The sequence below is a fragment of the Paracoccus sp. SSJ genome, assembly GCF_030234105.1.
Lineage (GTDB): Bacteria > Pseudomonadota > Alphaproteobacteria > Rhodobacterales > Rhodobacteraceae > Paracoccus > Paracoccus denitrificans.
Genome location: NZ_JASSPE010000007.1, coordinates 25,319 through 42,811 on the forward strand (window position 1 = coordinate 25,319; position 17,493 = coordinate 42,811).

19 protein-coding genes are annotated in these 17,493 nt (G+C 70.9%); 18 read left to right on the top strand and 1 reads right to left on the bottom strand.

The annotated features are described in order from the left end of the window. The first annotated feature begins 141 nt into the window (after nt 1-141). Complete coding sequence (locus QPR87_RS09410; RefSeq protein WP_285049335.1) at nt 142-1,125, top strand: Fic family protein; 984 nt, start codon at nt 142-144, stop codon at nt 1,123-1,125. Here QPR87_RS09410 and QPR87_RS09415 read toward each other — a convergent pair. After that, nucleotides 1,082-2,104 (bottom strand): AraC family transcriptional regulator, encoded by a 1,023-nt coding sequence (locus tag QPR87_RS09415; RefSeq protein WP_011749184.1) that lies wholly within the window; start codon nt 2,102-2,104, stop codon nt 1,082-1,084. The two genes, QPR87_RS09410 and QPR87_RS09415, sit on opposite strands and share 44 nt — an antisense overlap. Nucleotides 2,105-2,233: 129 nt before the next feature. Here QPR87_RS09415 and QPR87_RS09420 point away from each other — a divergent pair, with 129 nt between their 5' ends. From QPR87_RS09420 to QPR87_RS09500, 17 genes are all read left to right on the top strand, one after another. Then, nucleotides 2,234-3,898 (top strand): acyl-CoA synthetase, encoded by a 1,665-nt coding sequence (locus QPR87_RS09420; protein ID WP_041530319.1) that lies wholly within the window; start codon nt 2,234-2,236, stop codon nt 3,896-3,898. Nucleotides 3,899-3,905: 7 nt separating this feature from the next. Further along, nucleotides 3,906-4,673, top strand: a complete 768-nt coding sequence (locus QPR87_RS09425; RefSeq protein WP_231000145.1) for an SDR family NAD(P)-dependent oxidoreductase — start codon at nt 3,906-3,908, stop codon at nt 4,671-4,673. Nucleotides 4,674-4,685: 12 nt separating this feature from the next. Then, on the top strand, nt 4,686-5,867 hold the full coding sequence (locus QPR87_RS09430) for an acetyl-CoA C-acyltransferase (protein ID WP_285049339.1): 1,182 nt from the start codon (nt 4,686-4,688) through the stop codon (nt 5,865-5,867). Continuing rightward, entirely contained in the window at nt 5,864-6,991 is a 1,128-nt protein-coding gene (locus QPR87_RS09435) for an acyl-CoA dehydrogenase family protein (RefSeq protein WP_231000144.1), read from the top strand. The genes QPR87_RS09430 and QPR87_RS09435 overlap by 4 nt, the downstream gene beginning before the upstream one ends. 9 nt (nt 6,992-7,000) lie before the next feature. Then, nucleotides 7,001-7,771 carry an enoyl-CoA hydratase-related protein gene (locus QPR87_RS09440; RefSeq protein ID WP_011749179.1) on the top strand — a complete coding sequence of 257 codons (771 nt, stop codon included), beginning with the start codon at nt 7,001-7,003 and terminating at the stop codon, nt 7,769-7,771. A gap of 120 nt (nt 7,772-7,891) precedes the next feature. Then, nucleotides 7,892-9,154 (top strand): beta-ketoacyl-ACP synthase II, encoded by a 1,263-nt coding sequence (fabF, locus tag QPR87_RS09445; RefSeq protein WP_285049341.1) that lies wholly within the window; start codon nt 7,892-7,894, stop codon nt 9,152-9,154. Then, nucleotides 9,151-10,329, top strand: coding sequence for an endolytic transglycosylase MltG (mltG, locus tag QPR87_RS09450; protein ID WP_104492671.1), 1,179 nt, complete (start codon nt 9,151-9,153; stop codon nt 10,327-10,329). Before fabF ends, mltG begins: the two co-directional genes overlap by 4 nt. Nucleotides 10,330-10,589: 260 nt before the next feature. Further along, nucleotides 10,590-10,952 carry a hypothetical protein gene (locus QPR87_RS09455; protein ID WP_049792375.1) on the top strand — a complete coding sequence of 121 codons (363 nt, stop codon included), beginning with the start codon at nt 10,590-10,592 and terminating at the stop codon, nt 10,950-10,952. Beyond that, nucleotides 10,852-12,243: a DNA-packaging protein gene (locus tag QPR87_RS09460; RefSeq protein ID WP_285049527.1), complete on the top strand. Its 1,392-nt coding sequence runs from the start codon at nt 10,852-10,854 to the stop codon at nt 12,241-12,243. The genes QPR87_RS09455 and QPR87_RS09460 overlap by 101 nt, the downstream gene beginning before the upstream one ends. A gap of 149 nt (nt 12,244-12,392) precedes the next feature. Next, a complete protein-coding gene (locus QPR87_RS09465; protein ID WP_285049344.1) occupies nt 12,393-13,595 on the top strand; it encodes a phage portal protein in 1,203 nt (400 codons plus the stop codon). A gap of 1 nt (nt 13,596) precedes the next feature. Next, on the top strand, nt 13,597-13,830 hold the full coding sequence (locus QPR87_RS09470) for a GTA head formation protein, RCAP_rcc01685 family (protein ID WP_011749174.1): 234 nt from the start codon (nt 13,597-13,599) through the stop codon (nt 13,828-13,830). After that, the gene (locus tag QPR87_RS09475; protein WP_011749173.1) at nt 13,811-14,368 is read left to right on the top strand and encodes an HK97 family phage prohead protease; all 558 of its coding nucleotides are present in this window, start codon (nt 13,811-13,813) and stop codon (nt 14,366-14,368) included. The genes QPR87_RS09470 and QPR87_RS09475 overlap by 20 nt, the downstream gene beginning before the upstream one ends. Before the next feature lie 23 nt (nt 14,369-14,391). Further along, complete coding sequence (locus QPR87_RS09480; RefSeq protein WP_011749172.1) at nt 14,392-15,558, top strand: phage major capsid protein; 1,167 nt, start codon at nt 14,392-14,394, stop codon at nt 15,556-15,558. 128 nt (nt 15,559-15,686) lie between these two features. After that, nucleotides 15,687-16,304, top strand: coding sequence for a head-tail connector protein (locus tag QPR87_RS09485; protein WP_011749171.1), 618 nt, complete (start codon nt 15,687-15,689; stop codon nt 16,302-16,304). Next, nucleotides 16,301-16,651, top strand: coding sequence for a head-tail adaptor protein (locus QPR87_RS09490; RefSeq protein ID WP_285049347.1), 351 nt, complete (start codon nt 16,301-16,303; stop codon nt 16,649-16,651). Before QPR87_RS09485 ends, QPR87_RS09490 begins: the two co-directional genes overlap by 4 nt. Beyond that, nucleotides 16,648-17,067 carry a DUF3168 domain-containing protein gene (locus QPR87_RS09495; RefSeq protein WP_285049349.1) on the top strand — a complete coding sequence of 140 codons (420 nt, stop codon included), beginning with the start codon at nt 16,648-16,650 and terminating at the stop codon, nt 17,065-17,067. Before QPR87_RS09490 ends, QPR87_RS09495 begins: the two co-directional genes overlap by 4 nt. A 12-nt stretch (nt 17,068-17,079) precedes the next feature. Beyond that, entirely contained in the window at nt 17,080-17,493 is a 414-nt protein-coding gene (locus tag QPR87_RS09500) for a phage major tail protein, TP901-1 family (RefSeq protein WP_011749168.1), read from the top strand.

Genomic DNA, 17,493 nt, shown 5'->3' on the forward strand with positions numbered 1-17,493 from the left:
AGGTCCGGCCCCGGACGGGGGCTGCGGGGCGGGGTTTCGGGCCGGGAAACGGGGCTGTGGATGGGGGCGGGATAGCGCCTCTTCCAGTGATCCGCAAAATGGGGTTATTCTGCGGATAAGGTTGCTTGCAGGTCGGGAAACATGCCATCCGCTTCGGACACAGAATATCACGGAAAATCGGCTGCGCACCAGTTTTTTGATGCCTCGGAGTGGTTTTCCGCGCAGGCCGGCCTGACCGCCGATCTGGCGCGGGCCGCATTCGCGCTGGGGCGGCTGGAGGGCGCGGTGGCGGCGCTGGAGCCCGAGGCGCAGGCCGGCGCCAACCGGCGGCTGGCGCTGATCGAGGTCGAGGCGATGCTGTGGGCGCAGGGCACGCCGCTGCGGCGCGAGGATATCGGCCGCGACCTGATGGAAGCACGGGCCGGGGCCGATCTGGAGGCGATGCGGCTGGCGCGCTGGGGCATCCGGCGGCTGGAGGGGCAGGGCGATCCGCGCGACCTGCGCGGCTTTCTGGGGCTGCACCGGGCCGAGGTCTCGGGGCTGGACGAGTTGCTGGCGACGCGACCGACCGGGCGGGATTTCGACGCTGCGGTGGGCGAGTTCCGGGAACTGGCCGGGCAGGTCGCCGGGCTGGCGCCCCTGGTCCGGGCGGCGGCGCTGCGGGTCCTGTGGCGGCTGTGCGGGCTGTCGGCGCCCGAGGTGCTGGCCGAGCCGGCCACCTGGACGGCGCGGGACATGGCCGAGGGCTGCGAGGCGCTGCGCTTCGTGCCGCTGGGCCGGCACGGCCGCGGGGTCTGGGTCGACGGCGGTTCCCCGGCCGAGCGCATGGCGCGGCATCTTGCCGCAGTCACGGCGGCGATCATGGATGCGCGGCACGAATTGGCGCGGGTGGCCGAGTGGCAGGCCCGGGCGCTGGAGGCCATGGCGGGGGTCAAGGGCGAGAATGCGGGCCGGGTGATCCGGGCGCTGGCCGCGCATCCCCTGCTGAGCGCGGCGATGCTGGAGGACAGCGCCGGCATCAGCCGCGACACCGCCGAGCGGATGCTGTCGCGGATGAAGGCGCTGGGGCTGGCGCGCGAGATCACCGGCGGGCGGCGGTTCCGGCTGTGGATGGCGGCGGGCTGAGCGCCGCGCGGCGAAACGCGGCGGGCGTGGTGCCGGCGATCTTGAGAAAGGCGCGGTGGAAGGCGCTGGGTTCGCCATAGCCGAGGCGGGCGGCGATCTCGGCCACGCTGAGGTCGGTGTCGCGCAGAAGCTGGCGGGCGCGCATCAACCGGATCTCGGCACGGATGGCGGCGAAGCCCTGGCCCTCGGCCCGCAGGCGGCGGCGCAGCGTGGCGGGCGACAGGCGCAGGTCGGCGGCGAGGCGGTCGAAATCGGGCCAGTCCTCGGGCGGGGCGGCACGCAGCCGGGCGCGGATGCGCGCCGACAGCCCCTGGTCGTGGCGATAGCGCAGCAGGATGTTGGCGGGCGCGCCGCGCAGGAAGCCCTGAAGCGCCTTTTCGCTGCGGATGGTCGGCAGGGACAGGTAGCTGGCGGCAAAGGTCAGGCGGCTGGCCGGCTGGTCGAAATGCACCGGGGCGCCGAAGAACTGGTGGTAGTCGCGGCGGTTTTCCGGTGCGGGGCAGGCGAAATCGACCTGCATCAGCGGGATGCGGCGGCCGATCAGCCAGCACATCACCCCCAGCAGGACCAGCCAGTAGGTGCGATAGGCGAAGGCGCGGCGCGGCGGGCCGGCGTCGGCGAGCACGATCTCGGCCTGGCCGTCGCGCAGGCGCAGCTCTCCGGTCGGGTCGTCCAGGGTGACGGACAGGAACAGCAGCGCCCGGCGCAGGGCGCGCTCCAGCGTGCCGGCATGCAGGACCGCATGGCAGAGCAGCTGGAAGCTGCCGGGGCGCATGGGGCGGGCGGCCTCGTCGAAGAACTCGTCGCGGATCAGGTCGGCGATGGCGAGCCAGAGCTTGCCGTATTGCAGGTTCGAGACCGGCTCGCCCAGGGCCGCGATGCCGGCATGGGCCAGGAGCGGCGCCGGGTCGATGCCGCGGCGGTGAAGGCAGTCCAGCGCGTCCTCGACGAAGCCGGGGGAGATGGTGCGGCGTTCCATGGCGCCCGTTATTGCAAAACCGATCAGATATTCTGGCCGCGAATGTCATTGTTTGCAATGCGGTCGGCGCTAAGCTGCCGCCGAACTCATGGAGCCCGCGGGATGCGGGAGAGTTTGAGGAGGAGAGACATGTCTGCGACGACCCTGTCCCGGTCGCGGCCCGGCTATGAGCAGGCCGTGGCGCAATTCCGCATCGAGGACGCCATCGCCGGGCTGCGCGGCGACCTGGAGACCGGGCTGAACGCCTGCGTCGAATGCTGCGACCGCCATTGCGGCGCGGACCGGGTGGCGCTGCGTTGCCTGTCGGCGGACGAGGCGCTGGTGGAATACACATTCGAGGATCTGCGCGCGCTGTCGGCGCGGGCGGCGAACCTGATGCGCGACAAGGGCATCCGGCCGGGCGACGTGGTGGCGGGGCTGTTGCCGCGCACGGTCGAGCTGGTCGCGACGGTGCTGGGCGCCTGGCGGCTGGGCGCGGTCTATCAGCCGCTGTTCACCGCCTTTGGTCCCAAGGCCATCGAGCACCGGCTGAAGACCAGCGGCGCCAAGCTGGTGGTGACGAATGCCGCGCAGCGGCCCAAGCTGGACGAGGTCGAGGACTGCCCGCTGGTCGCCACCCTGCGCGGCGACGGGCCGCTGGCGCCGGGCGATGTCGATTTCCGCGAGGCGCTGGCCATGGCCTCGGACCAGTTCGAGCCGGTGATGCGGCGCGGCGAGGATCTGTTCATGATGATGTCCACCTCGGGCACCACCGGGCTGCCCAAGGGGGTGCCGGTGCCGTTGCGGGCGCTCTTGGCATTCGGCGCCTATATGCGCGACGCCATCGACCTGCGCGAGACGGACGTGTTCTGGAACATCGCCGATCCGGGCTGGGCTTACGGGCTTTACTATGCGCTGACCGGGCCCCTGCTGCTGGGCCAGCCGACGATCCTCTACGAGGGCGGCTTTACCGCCGAGACGACCTATCGCATCATCGAGCGCATGGGGGTGACGAGCCTTGCCGGCTCGCCCACCGCATACCGGCTGCTGATCGCGGCGGGGCCGGAGGCGGCCGGGGCGGTCAAGGGGCGGCTGCGGGTGGTCAGTTCCGCCGGCGAGCCCCTGAACCCCGAGATCATCCGCTGGTTCGGCGAGCATCTGGCGGTGCCGATCCACGACCATTACGGCCAGACCGAGATGGGCATGTGCGTGAACAACCATCACGGGCTGGAGCATCCGGTGCGTCCGGGCTCGGCCGGGCTGGCGATGCCGGGCTATCGCATCGTGGTGCTGGACGATGACGGCAACGAACTGGGACCGAACCAGCCGGGCGTGCTGGCCATCGACATGAAGCGCTCGCCGCTGATGTGGTTTTCCGGCTATCTGAACCAGGCGACGCCGGCGCTGGCGGGGGGCTATTACCGCACCGGCGACAGCGTGGAGTTCGAGCCGGACGGGTCGATCAGCTTTATCGGGCGGTCGGACGATGTGATCACGTCCTCGGGCTATCGCATCGGGCCCTTCGACGTGGAAAGCGCGCTGATCGAGCATCCTGCGGTGGTCGAGGCGGCGGTGGTCGGCGTGCCGGATCCCGAGCGGACCGAGATCGTGAAAGCCTTCGTCGTGCTGGCCAAGGGGGTCGAGGGAACCGAGGCGCTGCGCGAGGAACTGGCGCAGCATGTCAAGAAACGCTTGTCGGCCCATGCCTATCCCCGGATGATCGATTTCGTCGCCGACCTGCCCAAGACGCCGAGCGGCAAGATCCAGCGCTTTGTCCTGCGCAAGGCGGAAGTCGAAAAACTGGCCCGGGAGTAAGGACATCATGCAGATCGAGAACAGGGTTTTTGTGATCACAGGCGCCGGCTCCGGCCTTGGCGCGGCGGTGGCGCGCATGGCGGTCGGCGCGGGCGCGCGGGCGGTGCTGCTGGACGTGAACGCCGAGGCCGGCGCGGCGATGGCTGCGGAACTGGGCGAGGCGGCGCGTTTCGTCAGGACCGACGTGACCAGCGGCCCGGAGGGCGAGGCGGCGGTGGCCGCGGCGCTGGAGGCGTTCGGCCGGATCGACGTGGCGGTGAATTGCGCCGGCGTGGCTCCGGGCGAGAAGATCGTCGGGCGCGAGGGGCCGCACGGGCTGGAGAGTTTCGCCCGCGCCGTCCAGATCAACCTGATCGGCACCTTCAACATGCTGCGGCTGGCCGCCGATGCCATGGCGAAGAACGCGCCGGGCGAGGGCGGCGAGCGCGGGGTGATCGTCAACACCGCCTCGATCGCGGCCTATGACGGGCAGATCGGCCAGGCGGCCTATGCGGCCTCGAAGGGCGGCGTCGCGGCGCTGACCCTGCCGGCGGCGCGGGAACTGGCGCGGCACGGCATCCGGGTGGTGACCATCGCGCCGGGGATCTTTGCCACGCCGATGATGGCCGGGCTGCCGCAGGAGGTGCAGGACAGCCTGGGCGCCAACGTGCCGTTTCCGCCGCGGCTGGGCAATCCGGCGGAATATGCGGCGCTGGTGCGCCATATCGTCGAAAACCAGATGCTGAACGGCGAGGTCGTCCGGCTGGACGGCGCGCTGCGCATGGCACCGAAATAGGGGAGATCCATCATGAGCACCGATCCGATTGTCATCGTGGGCTCGGCCCGCACGCCGATGGGCGGCTTCCAGGGCGATTTCGCCGGGGTCGAGGCCGCCGCGCTGGGCGCGACCGCGATCAAGGCGGCGCTGGGGGGCCTGGACCCGCAGGCGGTGGACGAGATCATCATGGGCTGCGTGCTGCCCGCCGGCCAGGGCCAGGCCCCGGCGCGGCAGGCGGCGCTGGGCGCGGGCCTGCCCCTGGGCGCCGGCGCCACGACCGTCAACAAGATGTGCGGATCGGGCATGAAGGCGGCGATGCTGGGCCATGACCTGATCCTGGCCGGTTCCGCCGATGTGGTGGTGGCGGGCGGCATGGAGAGCATGTCGAACGCGCCCTATCTGCTGCCGAAGGCGCGGTCGGGCTATCGCATGGGGCATGGGCAGGTGATGGACCACATGTTCCTGGACGGGCTGGAGGACGCCTATGACAAGGGCCGGCTGATGGGCACATTCGCCGAGGATTGCGCCGAAGCCTATCAGTTCACGCGCGAGGCGCAGGACGAGTTCGCGATTTCCTCGCTGACCCGGGCGCAGAAGGCCATCGCCGCGGGGCATTTCGTGGGCGAGATCGCGCCGGTGACGGTCAGGGGGCGCGGCGGCGAGACGGTCGTGGACACCGACGAGCAGCCGGGCAAGGCGCGGCCGGACAAGATCCCGACCTTGAGGCCGGCCTTTCGCAAGGATGGCACGGTGACGGCGGCGAACAGCTCCTCGATCTCGGACGGGGCGGCGGCGCTGGTGCTGATGCGGGCCGCCGAGGCCGAGCGGCGCGGGCTGGTGCCGCGGGCGCGGATCCTTGGGCACGCGACCTTTGCCGACAAGCCGGGCCTGTTTCCGACCGCGCCCATCGGCTCGGTCCGGCGGTTGCTGGAGCGGACGGGGACGGCGATCGGCGACTACGACCTGTTCGAGGTCAACGAGGCTTTCGCGGTGGTCGCCATGGCGGCGATGCGCGACCTTGGCCTGTCGCATGATGCGGTGAACGTGCATGGCGGCGCCTGCGCGCTGGGCCATCCCATCGGCGCCTCGGGCGCGCGGGTGCTGGTGACGCTGCTGGCGGCGCTGGAGACGCATGGGGGCCAGCGCGGCATCGCGTCGCTGTGCATCGGCGGGGGCGAGGCGACGGCGGTGGCCATCGAGAGGATGCAATGATGCTGACCGAGGAACAGGAACAGATCCGCGACGCCGCCCGCGACTTTGCGCGGGAACGGCTGGCGCCGGGGGCGGCGCAGCGCGACCGCGAGCACGCCTTTCCGCGCGCCGAGCTGACCGAGATGGGCGAGCTGGGTTTCCTGGGCATGCTGGTGCCCGAGGAGCATGGCGGGTCGGAAACCGGCGCGGTCGCCTATGCGCTGGCGCTGGAAGAGATCGCGGCGGCGGACGGGGCGTGCTCGACCATCATGTCGGTGCACAGCTCGGTCGGCTGCGTGCCGATCCTGCGCTTTGGCACCGACGAGCAGAAGGCGCGCTTCCTGCCGAAGATGGCGAGCGGCGAGTGGATCGGGGGTTTCGCGCTGACCGAGCCGCATGCCGGCTCGGACGCGTCGAACCTGCGCACCAAGGCGCGGCGCGAGGGCGACCATTACGTCATCGACGGGGCCAAGCAGTTCATCACCTCGGGCAAGAACGGCAAGGTGGTGATCGTCTTTGCGGTGACGGATGCGGCGGCGGGCAAGAAGGGGATCTCCGCCTTCATCGTGCCGACGGATACGCCGGGCTACGAGGTGGTCTCGGTCGAGCACAAGCTGGGGCAGCACAGCTCGGACACCTGCGCGCTGGCATTCACCGGCATGCGGGTGCCGGTCGAGAACCGGCTGGGCGCCGAGGGCGAGGGCTACCGGATCGCGCTGTCGAACCTGGAGGGCGGGCGCATCGGCATCGCCGCGCAGGCGGTCGGCATGGCGCGCGGCGCCTATGAGGCGGCGCTGGCCTATGCGCGGGAACGCATCACCTTCGGCCGACCGATCATCGAGCATCAGGCGGTGGCCTTCAGGCTGGCGGACATGGCGACGCAGATCGACGCGGCGCGGCTGATGGTGCTGCGCGCGGCCATGCTGCGCGAGGCGGGCAAGCCCTGCCTGACCGAAGCCAGCATGGCCAAGCTTTTCGCCTCGGAAATGGCGGAAAGGGTCTGTTCGGCGGCGATCCAGCTGCATGGCGGCTATGGCTACCTGGCCGATTACCCGGTCGAGCGCATCTATCGCGACGTGCGCGTCTGCCAGATCTACGAGGGGACGAGCGAGGTGCAGCGCCTCGTCATCGCCCGCAACCTGTGAGGGGGGAGCATGGCTGAACTGATCGAGATCACGCGGGAGGGCCGCGTGGCGCTGATCCGGCTGAACCGGCCCGAGGCGCTGAACGCGCTGAACTCGGCGCTGGCCGAGGAACTGACGGCGGCGGCCGAGGCGCTGGATGCCGACAGGGGCGTGGGCGCCATCGTCGTCACCGGCTCGGATCGGGCTTTTGCGGCGGGGGCGGATATTTCGGAAATGGCCGAGAAGAGCGCCGAGGAGATGGTCGAGGCGGATTTCTTTGCCATCTGGGACCGTTTCGCGGCGACGCGCACGCCCAAGATCGCGGCGGTGAACGGCTATGCGCTGGGCGGCGGCTGCGAGCTGGTGATGATGTGCGATTTCGCCATCGCCGGCGAGGGCGCGAAATTCGGCCAGCCCGAGGTCAAGCTGGGCGTGATCGCCGGCATGGGCGGCACGCAGCGCATGACGAAACTGATCGGGCGGGCGCTGTCGATGGACCTGCACCTGACCGGCCGGATGATGGACGCGGCCGAGGCGTTGCGCGCCGGGCTGGTGGCGCGGGTGGTGCCCGACGATCAGGTCGTGGCCGAGGCGATGGCGGCGGCGCGGCAGATCGCCGGCTATTCGCGGCCGGCGACGCGGCTGGCGCGCGAGGCGGTGATGCGGGCCGAGGAGCTGTCGCTGGCCGAGGGCGTCGCCTGGGAGCGGCGGCTGTTCCACCGGCTGTTCGGCACCGAAGGCCAGCGCGAGGGCATGCGGGCCTTTCTGGAAAAGCGCAAGCCGGAGTTTCACCGCGACTGAGCCGGACCCGCCCGCCCCGGCGGGGGCGGCAGCCCGCCGGCCGGGCGGCGCTTTGCGTTGCGCGGCGGGCGGGCGGCGTGTAGAACCTGCCCGATTGAGCGTTGCGAAGGGAGCCCGTGCATGCGCAGAGTTGTCGTCACCGGACTGGGGATGGTCACGCCGCTGGCCTCGGGGGTCGAGGAGACCTGGTCGAGGCTTCTGGCCGGAGAATCCGGCGCCGGACCGATCACCCGGTTCGACACCAAGGACGTGGCGACGAAATATGCCTGCGAGATCCCCTTGGGCGACGGCTCGGACGGCACGTTCAACCCCGACGACTGGATGGAGCCCAAGGACCGGCGCAAGGTCGACGACTTCATCCTTTACGGCATGGCCGCCGCCGAGCAGGCGGTGAAGGATTCCGGCTGGGAGCCGGCGAACGAGGACGAGCGCGAGCGCACCGGGGTCATGATCGGCTCGGGCATCGGCGGGCTGCGCTCGATCGCCGAGACGGCGGTGCTGATCAAGGAACGCGGGCCTAAGCGGGTCAGCCCGTTCTTCATTCCGGGGGCGCTGATCAACCTGGTCTCGGGCCAGGTCTCGATCCGCTTCGGCTTCAAGGGGCCGAACCATGCGGTGGTCACCGCCTGCTCGACCGGGGCGCATGCCATCGGCGACGCGGCGCGGCTGATCGCGCTGGGCGACGCGGATGTCATGGTCGCCGGCGGCACCGAAAGCCCGATCTGCGAGATCGGCATCGCCGGCTTCAACGCCTGCAAGGCGCTGTCGACCAAGCGCGAGGACGACCCCAAGGCGGCGAGCCGCCCCTGGGACGAGGATCGCGACGGCTTCGTCATGGGCGAGGGCGCGGGCGTCGTGGTGCTGGAGGAATACGAGCACGCCAAGGCGCGCGGCGCCAGGATCTATGCCGAGATCCTGGGCTATGGCCTGTCGGGCGACGCCTATCACATCACCGCGCCCAGCGAGGACGGCGACGGCGGTTTCCGCAGCATGACCAATGCGCTGAAGCGCGCCAACCTGTCGCCGGGCGACCTGGACTATATCAACGCGCACGGCACCTCGACCATGGCCGACGTGATCGAGCTGGGCGCGGTCGAGCGGCTGCTGGGCGATGCGGCGGGCAATGTGGTGATGTCCTCGACCAAATCGAGCATCGGGCATCTGCTGGGCGCGGCGGGCGCGGTCGAGGCGATCTTCTGCATCCTTGCCATCCGCGACCAGATCTGCCCGCCGACCATCAACCTGGACAACCAGGCGCGCGAGACGGCCATCGACCTGGCCGCCAATGCCGCGGTGCGGCGCAAGGTGGATCATGTGCTGTCCAACAGCTTCGGCTTTGGCGGCACCAATGCCAGCCTGGTGATGGGACGGGTCAAGGAATGATCTGGCGCCACATCGCGTCGAATTTCCTGACGCTGCTGATCGTGATCCTGATCGCGGTCGCGGCGGCCATCGCCTGGGGCAAGCACGAATACACCCGGCCCGGCCCCAGCGCCGTGGCCGCCTGCGTGCGCGTCGCCCCCGGCGCCAGCCTGAACGCGGTGAGCCAGCAGCTTGCCGAGCAGGGCGTCGTCTCGAACGCCTATGTGTTCCGGGCCGGGGCGGATTACCAGGGCAAGTCGCGCGATCTGAAATTCGGCTCTTACCTGATGCCGCCGCAATCCAGCATGGAGGACGTGGTCAAGGTCATCACCGCCGGCGGCCCCAGCACCTGCGGCACCGAGGTCCTGTTCCGCATCGGCGTGCGGGAAAACTCGGTGATCCTGCGCGACATGGATGCCGAGACCGGGGTGTTCGCCGAACAGGCGAAATACAATCCCGCCAGCGAGCCCGCGCCCGAGGTGATCACCGCCGCGGAGGCGAAGCCGGATGCGCGGCTGCGCATCCTGGTCGCCGAGGGCGTGACGAGCTGGCAGGTGGCCGAGGGGCTGAAGCAGGCCGGGTTCCTGGACGGCGAGGTCTCGAAGCTGCCGGGGGAGGGGAGCCTGGCGCCCGACACCTATGACGTCGAGAAGGGCGCCGACCGCGCCGCGCTCTTGGCCGAGATGGAGCGGCGGCAGGCGGCGATCCTGGCCGCGGCCTGGGAGGCGCGCGAGCCCGACCTGCCCTATGCGACGCCCGAGGAGGCGCTGGTCATGGCCTCGATCATCGAGAAGGAGACGGGCGTTCCGAACGAGCGCCGGATGGTGGCCAGCGTATTCGTCAACCGGATGCGGCGCGGCATGCGGCTGGAGACCGACCCGACGGTGATCTATGGCGTCACCGAGGGCAAGGGGGTGCTGGACCGCGGCATCCGCGCCTCGGAACTGCGGCGGCGCACGCCCTACAACACCTATCAGATCGACGGGCTGCCGCCGACGCCGATCGCCAATCCGGGCCGGGCCGCCATCGCGGCGGCGATGGACCCGGAGGATACGGATTACGTCTTTTTCGTCGCCGACGGCTCGGGCGGGCACGCCTTTGCCCGCACGCTGGAGGAGCACAACCGCAACGTCGCCCGCTGGCGCGAGATCGAGCGCCAGCGCGGAGAGCCGCTGTCGCCGGTGCAGGGCGACTGACCAAGCCGGGCGCGGGGGCGGAAACCGCCCCCGTTGCGCGCGGCGTGCGGTTGGGTGTTGCGCGGGTTAGGTCGTTGTTCTACAATGGGAATTTCTGGTGCGAGCGCCTCAACCATGAGTTTTGCGTTGACTCGGCGCACGCCCTGAAGTAGAAATCACCCATGCTGGGAGAGATGGGCAAGCGGCCGGGGGCGACCCCGAGGCCGCTTTTTTCATGTCTCGCTCGTGCGGACAGGCACACGAGGGCAGGGCGATCAAGAATGACCAAGAGTTTCGATCCGGGGCCGACGGCGCCGGAAGGGCCTTTCGTGCCCGGCGCCGGCGCGGCGCCGGATACAAACGTGCTGGAGATCGCGGACGGGCTGTTCCGGTCCTATGCGGCGGAACTGAACCGGCTGCGCGAAAGGATCGAGGCCGGCGAGACCGGCGAGTTGAAGGAATCCGGCAAGCTGGTGCGCGAGCTGCGGGCCGCGACCCAGATGGTGCTGGAGGAAAGGAGCAAGGTTGACAAGCTTCGCAAGGATGCTGCCGGGCGGGTCGGTGCAGGCGCACTCGACCTTGACGCGGCACGAGACGAGATCGGGCGCCGCCTGGCTTGCCTGCGCCGCGCAGGAGGAGGTTGACGCGTTCCTGGGGGCCCTGGGCGAGAATGCGCTGGCCAGCCTGCCCTGGCTCTTCGAGTTCTGGGCGCTGCCGCATCAGCTGCCGCCCGAGGGCGACTGGAGGACCTGGGTGATCATGGGCGGGCGCGGTGCGGGCAAGACCCGCGCCGGCGCCGAATGGGTGCGCGCCCAGGTCGAGGGCGCGACCCCCGAGGCGCCGGGCCGGGCGCGGCGGGTGGCGCTGGTCAGCGAGACGCTGGACCAGGCGCGCGACGTGATGGTCTTTGGCGAGTCGGGCATCCTCGCCTCGTCGCCGCCCGACCGGCGGCCGGTCTGGGAGGCGGGGCGGCGGCGGCTGGTCTGGCCGAACGGGGCGGTGGCGCAGCTTTACTCGGCCCATGAGCCCGAGGCGCTGCGCGGGCCGCAATTCGACGCGGCCTGGGTCGACGAGCTGGCCAAGTGGAAGAAGGCCGAGGAATGCTGGGACATGCTGCAATTCGCGCTGCGGCTGGGGGAGCATCCGCAGCAGGTCGTCACCACCACGCCGAAGAACGTGGCGGTGCTGAAGCGGCTGTTGCGCCAGTCCTCGACCGTGACCACCCATGCGCCGACCGATGCCAACCGCGCCTATCTGGCGGAAAGCTTTCTGGCCGAGGTGCAGGCGCGCTATGGCGGCACGCGGCTGGGCCGGCAGGAGCTGGAGGGCTTGCTGCTGGAGGATGTCGAGGGGGCGCTGTGGAGCGCGGGCCTGCTGGAGCGCTGCCGTGTCGAGGCGGCGCCGGCGCTGTCGCGCATCGTCGTCGCGGTCGATCCGGCGGTGACGGGCGGCGCGGCTGCGGACGAATGCGGGATCGTGGTCGCGGGCGTGGTCAGCGAGGGGCCGGTGACGCAGTGGCGGGCCTATGTGCTGGAGGATGCCTCGGTCCGGGGCGGGCCGCTGGACTGGGCGCGGGCGGCGATCGCGGCGATGGGGCGGCACGGCGCCGAGCGGCTGGTGGCCGAGGTCAACCAGGGCGGCGACCTGGTCGAGAGCGTGATCCGGCAGGTCGATCCGCTGGTGCCGTTCCGCGCCCTGCGGGCCGGGCGCGGCAAGGGGCTGCGGGCCGAGCCGGTGGCGGCGCTTTCCGAGCAGGGGCGGGTGCATCACCTGCGCGGGCTGGGGCCGCTGGAGGAGCAGATGTGCCGCATGACGGTGGCGGGCTATGACGGCAAGGGCTCGCCCGACCGGCTGGATGCGCTGGTCTGGGCGATCCACGAGCTGGTGATCGAGCCGGCCGCGCATCACCTGCGCCCGGCGGTGCGGGGGCTTTAGGGGGCTTTGCCCCCCGCGTCTGCCACCCCCCTGGACGGGGGGCGGCAGGCGCTCCCCCCAGGGTATTTTCGAAACGGAAAAAGGGCCTTTCGGGGCTTGGGAAGGGTCGCGCTTGCGGCCCTTTTTCATTGGGATTTCAGGAGGAACCGATGGCATTTCCCTGGTTCGGGCGCCGGGCCGCGCCCGCGAGGCCGCCCGTCGCCGAGGTCGAGCAGAAGGCCAGCGCCGGCGGCAAGCTGGTGGCTCTGGCGGCGGGTTCGGGGCGCGTGGTCTGGTCGCCGCGCGATACGGTCAGCCTGACGCGCCTGGGTTTCGTCGGCAATCCGGTCGGGTTTCGCGCCGTTCGGCTGATCGCCGAGGCCGCCGCCGCCGTGCCGCTGATCTGCCAGGACCGCGAGCGGCGCTATGACGTGCATCCGGTGCTGGACCTGCTGCGCCGGCCCAATCCGGGGCAGGGCCGGGCCGAGCTGTTCGAGGCGCTGTTCGGGCAAATCCTGCTGAGCGGCGACGGCTATCTGGAGGCGGTGGGCGCGGATGCCCGCGGGCTGCCGGCCGAGCTGCATGTCCTGCGCGCCGACCGGATGGCGGTGGTGCCGGGGCCGGACGGCTGGCCCGTCGCCTATGAATACGGCGTGGGCGGGCGCAAGGTCCGCTTCGACATGGCCGGCAGTCCCGATCCGATCTGCCATATCCGCAGTTTCCATCCGCTGGACGACCATCACGGGCTGTCGCCGATGCAGGCGGCGGCGGTGGCGGTGGACGTGCATAACAGCGCGTCGAGCTGGTCCAAGGCGCTTTTGGACAATGCGGCGCGGCCCAGCGGCGCCATCGTCTACAGGGGTGCCGACGGGCAGGGCGGCCTGTCGCCGGACCAGTACGACCGGCTGGTGACCGAGATGGAGATGCATCACCAGGGCGCCCGGAATGCCGGGCGGCCGATGCTGCTGGAAGGCGGGCTAGACTGGAAGCCGATGGGGTTCTCGCCCTCGGACATGGAGTTTCACCAGACCAAGCTGGCGGCGGCGCGCGAGATCGCGCAGGCCTTCGGCGTGCCGCCGATGCTGATCGGCATTCCGGGCGAGGCGACCTATGCCAATTATGCCGAGGCGCATCGGGCCTTTTACCGGCTGACGGTGCTGCCGCTGGTGTCGCGCGTGGCCGGGGCCCTGGCCTGGTGGCTTTCCGAGCATCTGGGGGTCGAGATCGACCTGCGCGCCGATCCCGACCAGGTGCCGGCCCTGGCCGAGGAGCGCGACCAGCAATGGAAGCGCGTGGGCGAGGCAAGCTTTCTGACCGATGCCGAAAAGCGGGCGGTGCTGGGGCTGCCGCCCTTGCCGGAGGGGGAGGGGTGAGATGGAGGGCTCGCGTTTCGTCAAGGAGCCCTTCGACTGGCACGACCAGCGCCTTGAGACGCAGGAGCGGATCATGGCGCTGCAATTCGGCCAGGTGGAGCGCCGGCTGGAGCGCATCGAGGCGCTGATCGAGCGGCTGGAACGGCGGCTGTGGATGACGGTCTATGGCGTCGTCGCCGTGATCCTGACCCAGGCGGTGCAGTCGATCCTGGAATATGCGCCGAAAGGAGGCTGAGGTGAGTTTGAAGGATTACGGGCTGGAGCTGAAATATGCCGCCGGCGGGTCGCTGGTGGCCGAGGGCACGCGGATCGAGGGCTATGCCAGCCTGTTCGGAATGTCCGACCAGGGCGGCGACGTCGTGGTCCGGGGCGCCTATGCCGCCAGCCTGAAGCGGCTGGCGGCGCGGGGCGACCGGGTGCGGATGCTGTGGCAGCACGATCCCGCCCGGCCCATCGGCGTCTGGGAGGAAATCCGCGAGGACGGCAAGGGGCTGTGGGTCAGGGGGCGGCTGCTGCCCGAGATCGCCCAGGCCCGCGAGGCGGCGGCGCTGGTCGCCGCCGGCGCCATCGACGGGCTGTCCATCGGCTATCGCACCATCGCGGCCGAGCGCGACGGCAAGGGCCGGCGGCTCTTGTCCGAGGTCGAGCTGTGGGAGGTGTCGCTGGTGACGTTCCCGATGCTGGCCGAGGCCAGGGTCGGCACGAAATCCGATGCCGGCCACGAGATGGCGGCGGCCTTTCGGGCCGCGACGCTGGCGCTGCGCGCCAAGTGAGTTTCACCGAAACGGAGGGGATCATGACCGAGGTGAAAGCCGCGGCCGGGGCGGACGTGCCCGGCGACCTGGGGGCCGAGATGCTGGGCTTTGTCCAGGAGTTGAAGGCATTCCGCAGCGAGATTCAGAACCGATTGGAAGCACAGGAAGAACGCATGACCATGCTGGACCGCAAGACGATTTCCCGCCCCCGCGCGCCCCTGTCGGTCGAGGCCGACCAGGGCGCGCCGCATCAGAAGGCCTTTGACGCCTATATCCGCCACGGCGACGACGGCGCGCTGCGCGGGCTGCCGCTGGAGGGCAAGGCGATGACCTCGACCTCGGACGGGGGGTTCCTGGCGGCGCCGACGGTGGCGATGCAGGTGCAGGAGGCGCTGAACGTCACCGCCTCGCTGCGGCGCGTCGCCAATGTGGTGGCGGTGGAATCGGCGAGCTACGAGGTGCTGGTCGACATGGGCGACATCGCCCATGGCTGGGCCAGCGAGGCCGCGGCCCAGGCCGAGACCGGCACGCCCAGCGTGCAGCGGGTGGTGATCCCGGTGCACGAGCTTTCGGCCATGCCCAAGGCCAGCCAGCGCCTGCTGGACGACGCGGCCTTCGACGTCGAGACCTGGCTGGCCGGGCGCATCGCCGAGAAATTCGCCCGCGCCGAGGCCACGGCCTTTATCAGCGGCGACGGGGTGAACAAGCCGCGCGGCATCCTGACCCATGCCAAGGCGCCGAACGGCAGCGCGACCAATGTGCAGATCGGCACCATCCCGTCGGGCGGGACCGGCGATTTCGCCGCGACCAATCCGGCCAATGCGCTGATCGACCTGGTCTATGCGCTGGGCGCGCAATACCGCGCCAATGCGAGCTTCGTGATGAATTCCAAGACCGCCGCGGCGGTGCGCAAGATGCGCGATGCGGACGGCCGCTTCCTGTGGGCGGACAGCCTGGCCATGGGGCAGCCGGCGCAGCTGCTGGGCTATCCGGTGCTGGTCTGCGAGGACATGCCGGACATCGCGCAGGGCTCGCATTCCATCGCCTTCGGCGATTTCCGCTCGGCCTATACCATCGTCGAGCGGCCGGATCTGCGGGTGCTGCGCGACCCGTTCTCGGCCAAGCCGCATGTGCTGTTCTATGCCAGCAAGCGCGTCGGCGGCGGCGTCACCGATGCGCGCGCCGTCAAGCTGATGGTCTTTGGCTGATCCAGGGCCGAAGCGGGGGCCGCGCCGCGGGTCAGCGCCCTGCCGGCATGTCCGCGCGCGCCAGGGCAAGGCGGTGCGGCCCCTTTCGTCCAGAGAATGCGGCACCCCTGCGAGTGGGAGAGACGAAGATGATGCTTGTGGAAGTGACGGCGCCCGCGACCGAGGCGCTGCCCGTCGCCGGGTTGCGCGACCATCTGCGGCTGGGAACGGGGTTCGGGATGGCCGAGGACGCGGCCGAGACTGCGGCGCTGGCGGGGTTCCTGCGCGCCGCCATCGCCACCATCGAGGCGCGCACCGGCAAGGTGCTGCTGGCCCGGCAGTTCCGGCTGCGGCTGGCGGCATGGCGCGACCCCGAGGGGCAACCCCTGCCGCTGGCGCCGGTCGAGGCGGTCGAGCGGGTCGAGATCGCGGATGCGGCCGGCGCGGTAACGGTCGTCGATCCGGCGGGTTACCGGCTGGTGCCGGACATGCAGCGGCCGGTGCTGGAGCCGGCGGGCACGTTCCTGCCGGCGGTGCCCCTGGGCGGCTTTGCCGCGATCACCTTTCGCGCCGGATTCGGGGCGGCGTGGCCGCAGGTGCCGGCCGATCTGGCGCAGGCGGTGCTGCTGCTGGCGGCGCGCTATCACGAGGATCGCAGCTTCGAGGGGTCGGCGGGGGCGCTGCCCTTCGGCGTCAGCGCGCTGATCGAGCGCTGGCGGTCGGTCCGGGTGCTGGGAGGGCGCGGCGACCCGCGCGGCCGGGCATGAACGCGCCGCGGCCGACGGTGCCGCTGGTCGTGGAATCCCCGCTTCGCGAGCCCGACGGAATGGGCGGGTTCCGGCTGACCTGGCAGGAGGTCGGGCGGATCTGGGCCGAGATGCGGTCGGGTGCGGGGGCCGAGCGGCTGGCCGAGGTGGGCGCGCAGAGCGTCGTCACCTGGCGGATCACCGTCAGGGCTGCGCCTGCCGGCGACCCGCGCCGCCCGCGCCCCGAGCAGCGGCTGCGGCTGGGCGAGGGCGCGCAAGCCCGCCGCTTTCGCATCGAGGCGGTGGCCGAAAGCGATGCCGGCGGGCGCTGGCTGGTCTGCGTGGCGAAAGAGGAGGCCCCGGCATGAGCTATCGTGGAACGGCCGCGCTGCAGGCGGCGGTCTATCGCGCGCTGCGCGAGGACGGGGCGCTGGGGGCCTTGGTGGGCGACGCGATCCATGACGCCATGCCGGTGACGCCGCCGGCGGGGATCCATGTCTCGCTGGGCCCCGAGGAGGTGCGCGACGCGGGCGACATGACGGCGCCGGGCGCGGTGCACGACTTTGTCGTCTCGGTCCTGTCGGGTGCCGAGGTGGCGGGCGGCTTCGGCGCGGTCAAGGCGGCGGCGGTCGCGGTCAGCGAGGCGCTGGAGAACGCCGAGATGGCGCTGGACCGGGGCCGGCTGGCGGGGCTGTGGTTCCTGCGCGCCCGGGCGCGGCGGGCGGAAAACGGCGCGGGGCGGCGGGTCGACCTGACCTTTCGCGCGCGCATCGACCTGGGTTGAGGAGAGACGGTGATGGCGGTGCAGAACGGACGCGACCTGCTGATCAAGATGGACATGACCGGCGACGGCCATTTCGAGACCGTGGCGGGGCTGCGGGCGACCCGGCTGGGCTTCAACGCCGAGACGGTGGACGTGACGAGCCTGGAAAGCGAGGGGCGCTGGCGCGAATTGCTGGCGGGTGCGGGGGTCAGGTCGGCCAGCATCTCGGGCTCGGGCGTGTTCCGGGACGGGACCACGGACGAACGCGCGCGGCAGGTGTTCTTCGACGGCGAGGTGCCGCGCTTCCAGGTGGTGATCCCGGGTTTCGGCACCGTCGAGGGGCCGTTCCAGATCACCGCGCTGGAATATGCGGGCAGCTATAATGGCGAGGCGACCTATGAGATTTCCATGGCAAGCGCCGGGGCGATCAGCTTCGTCGCGTTCTGA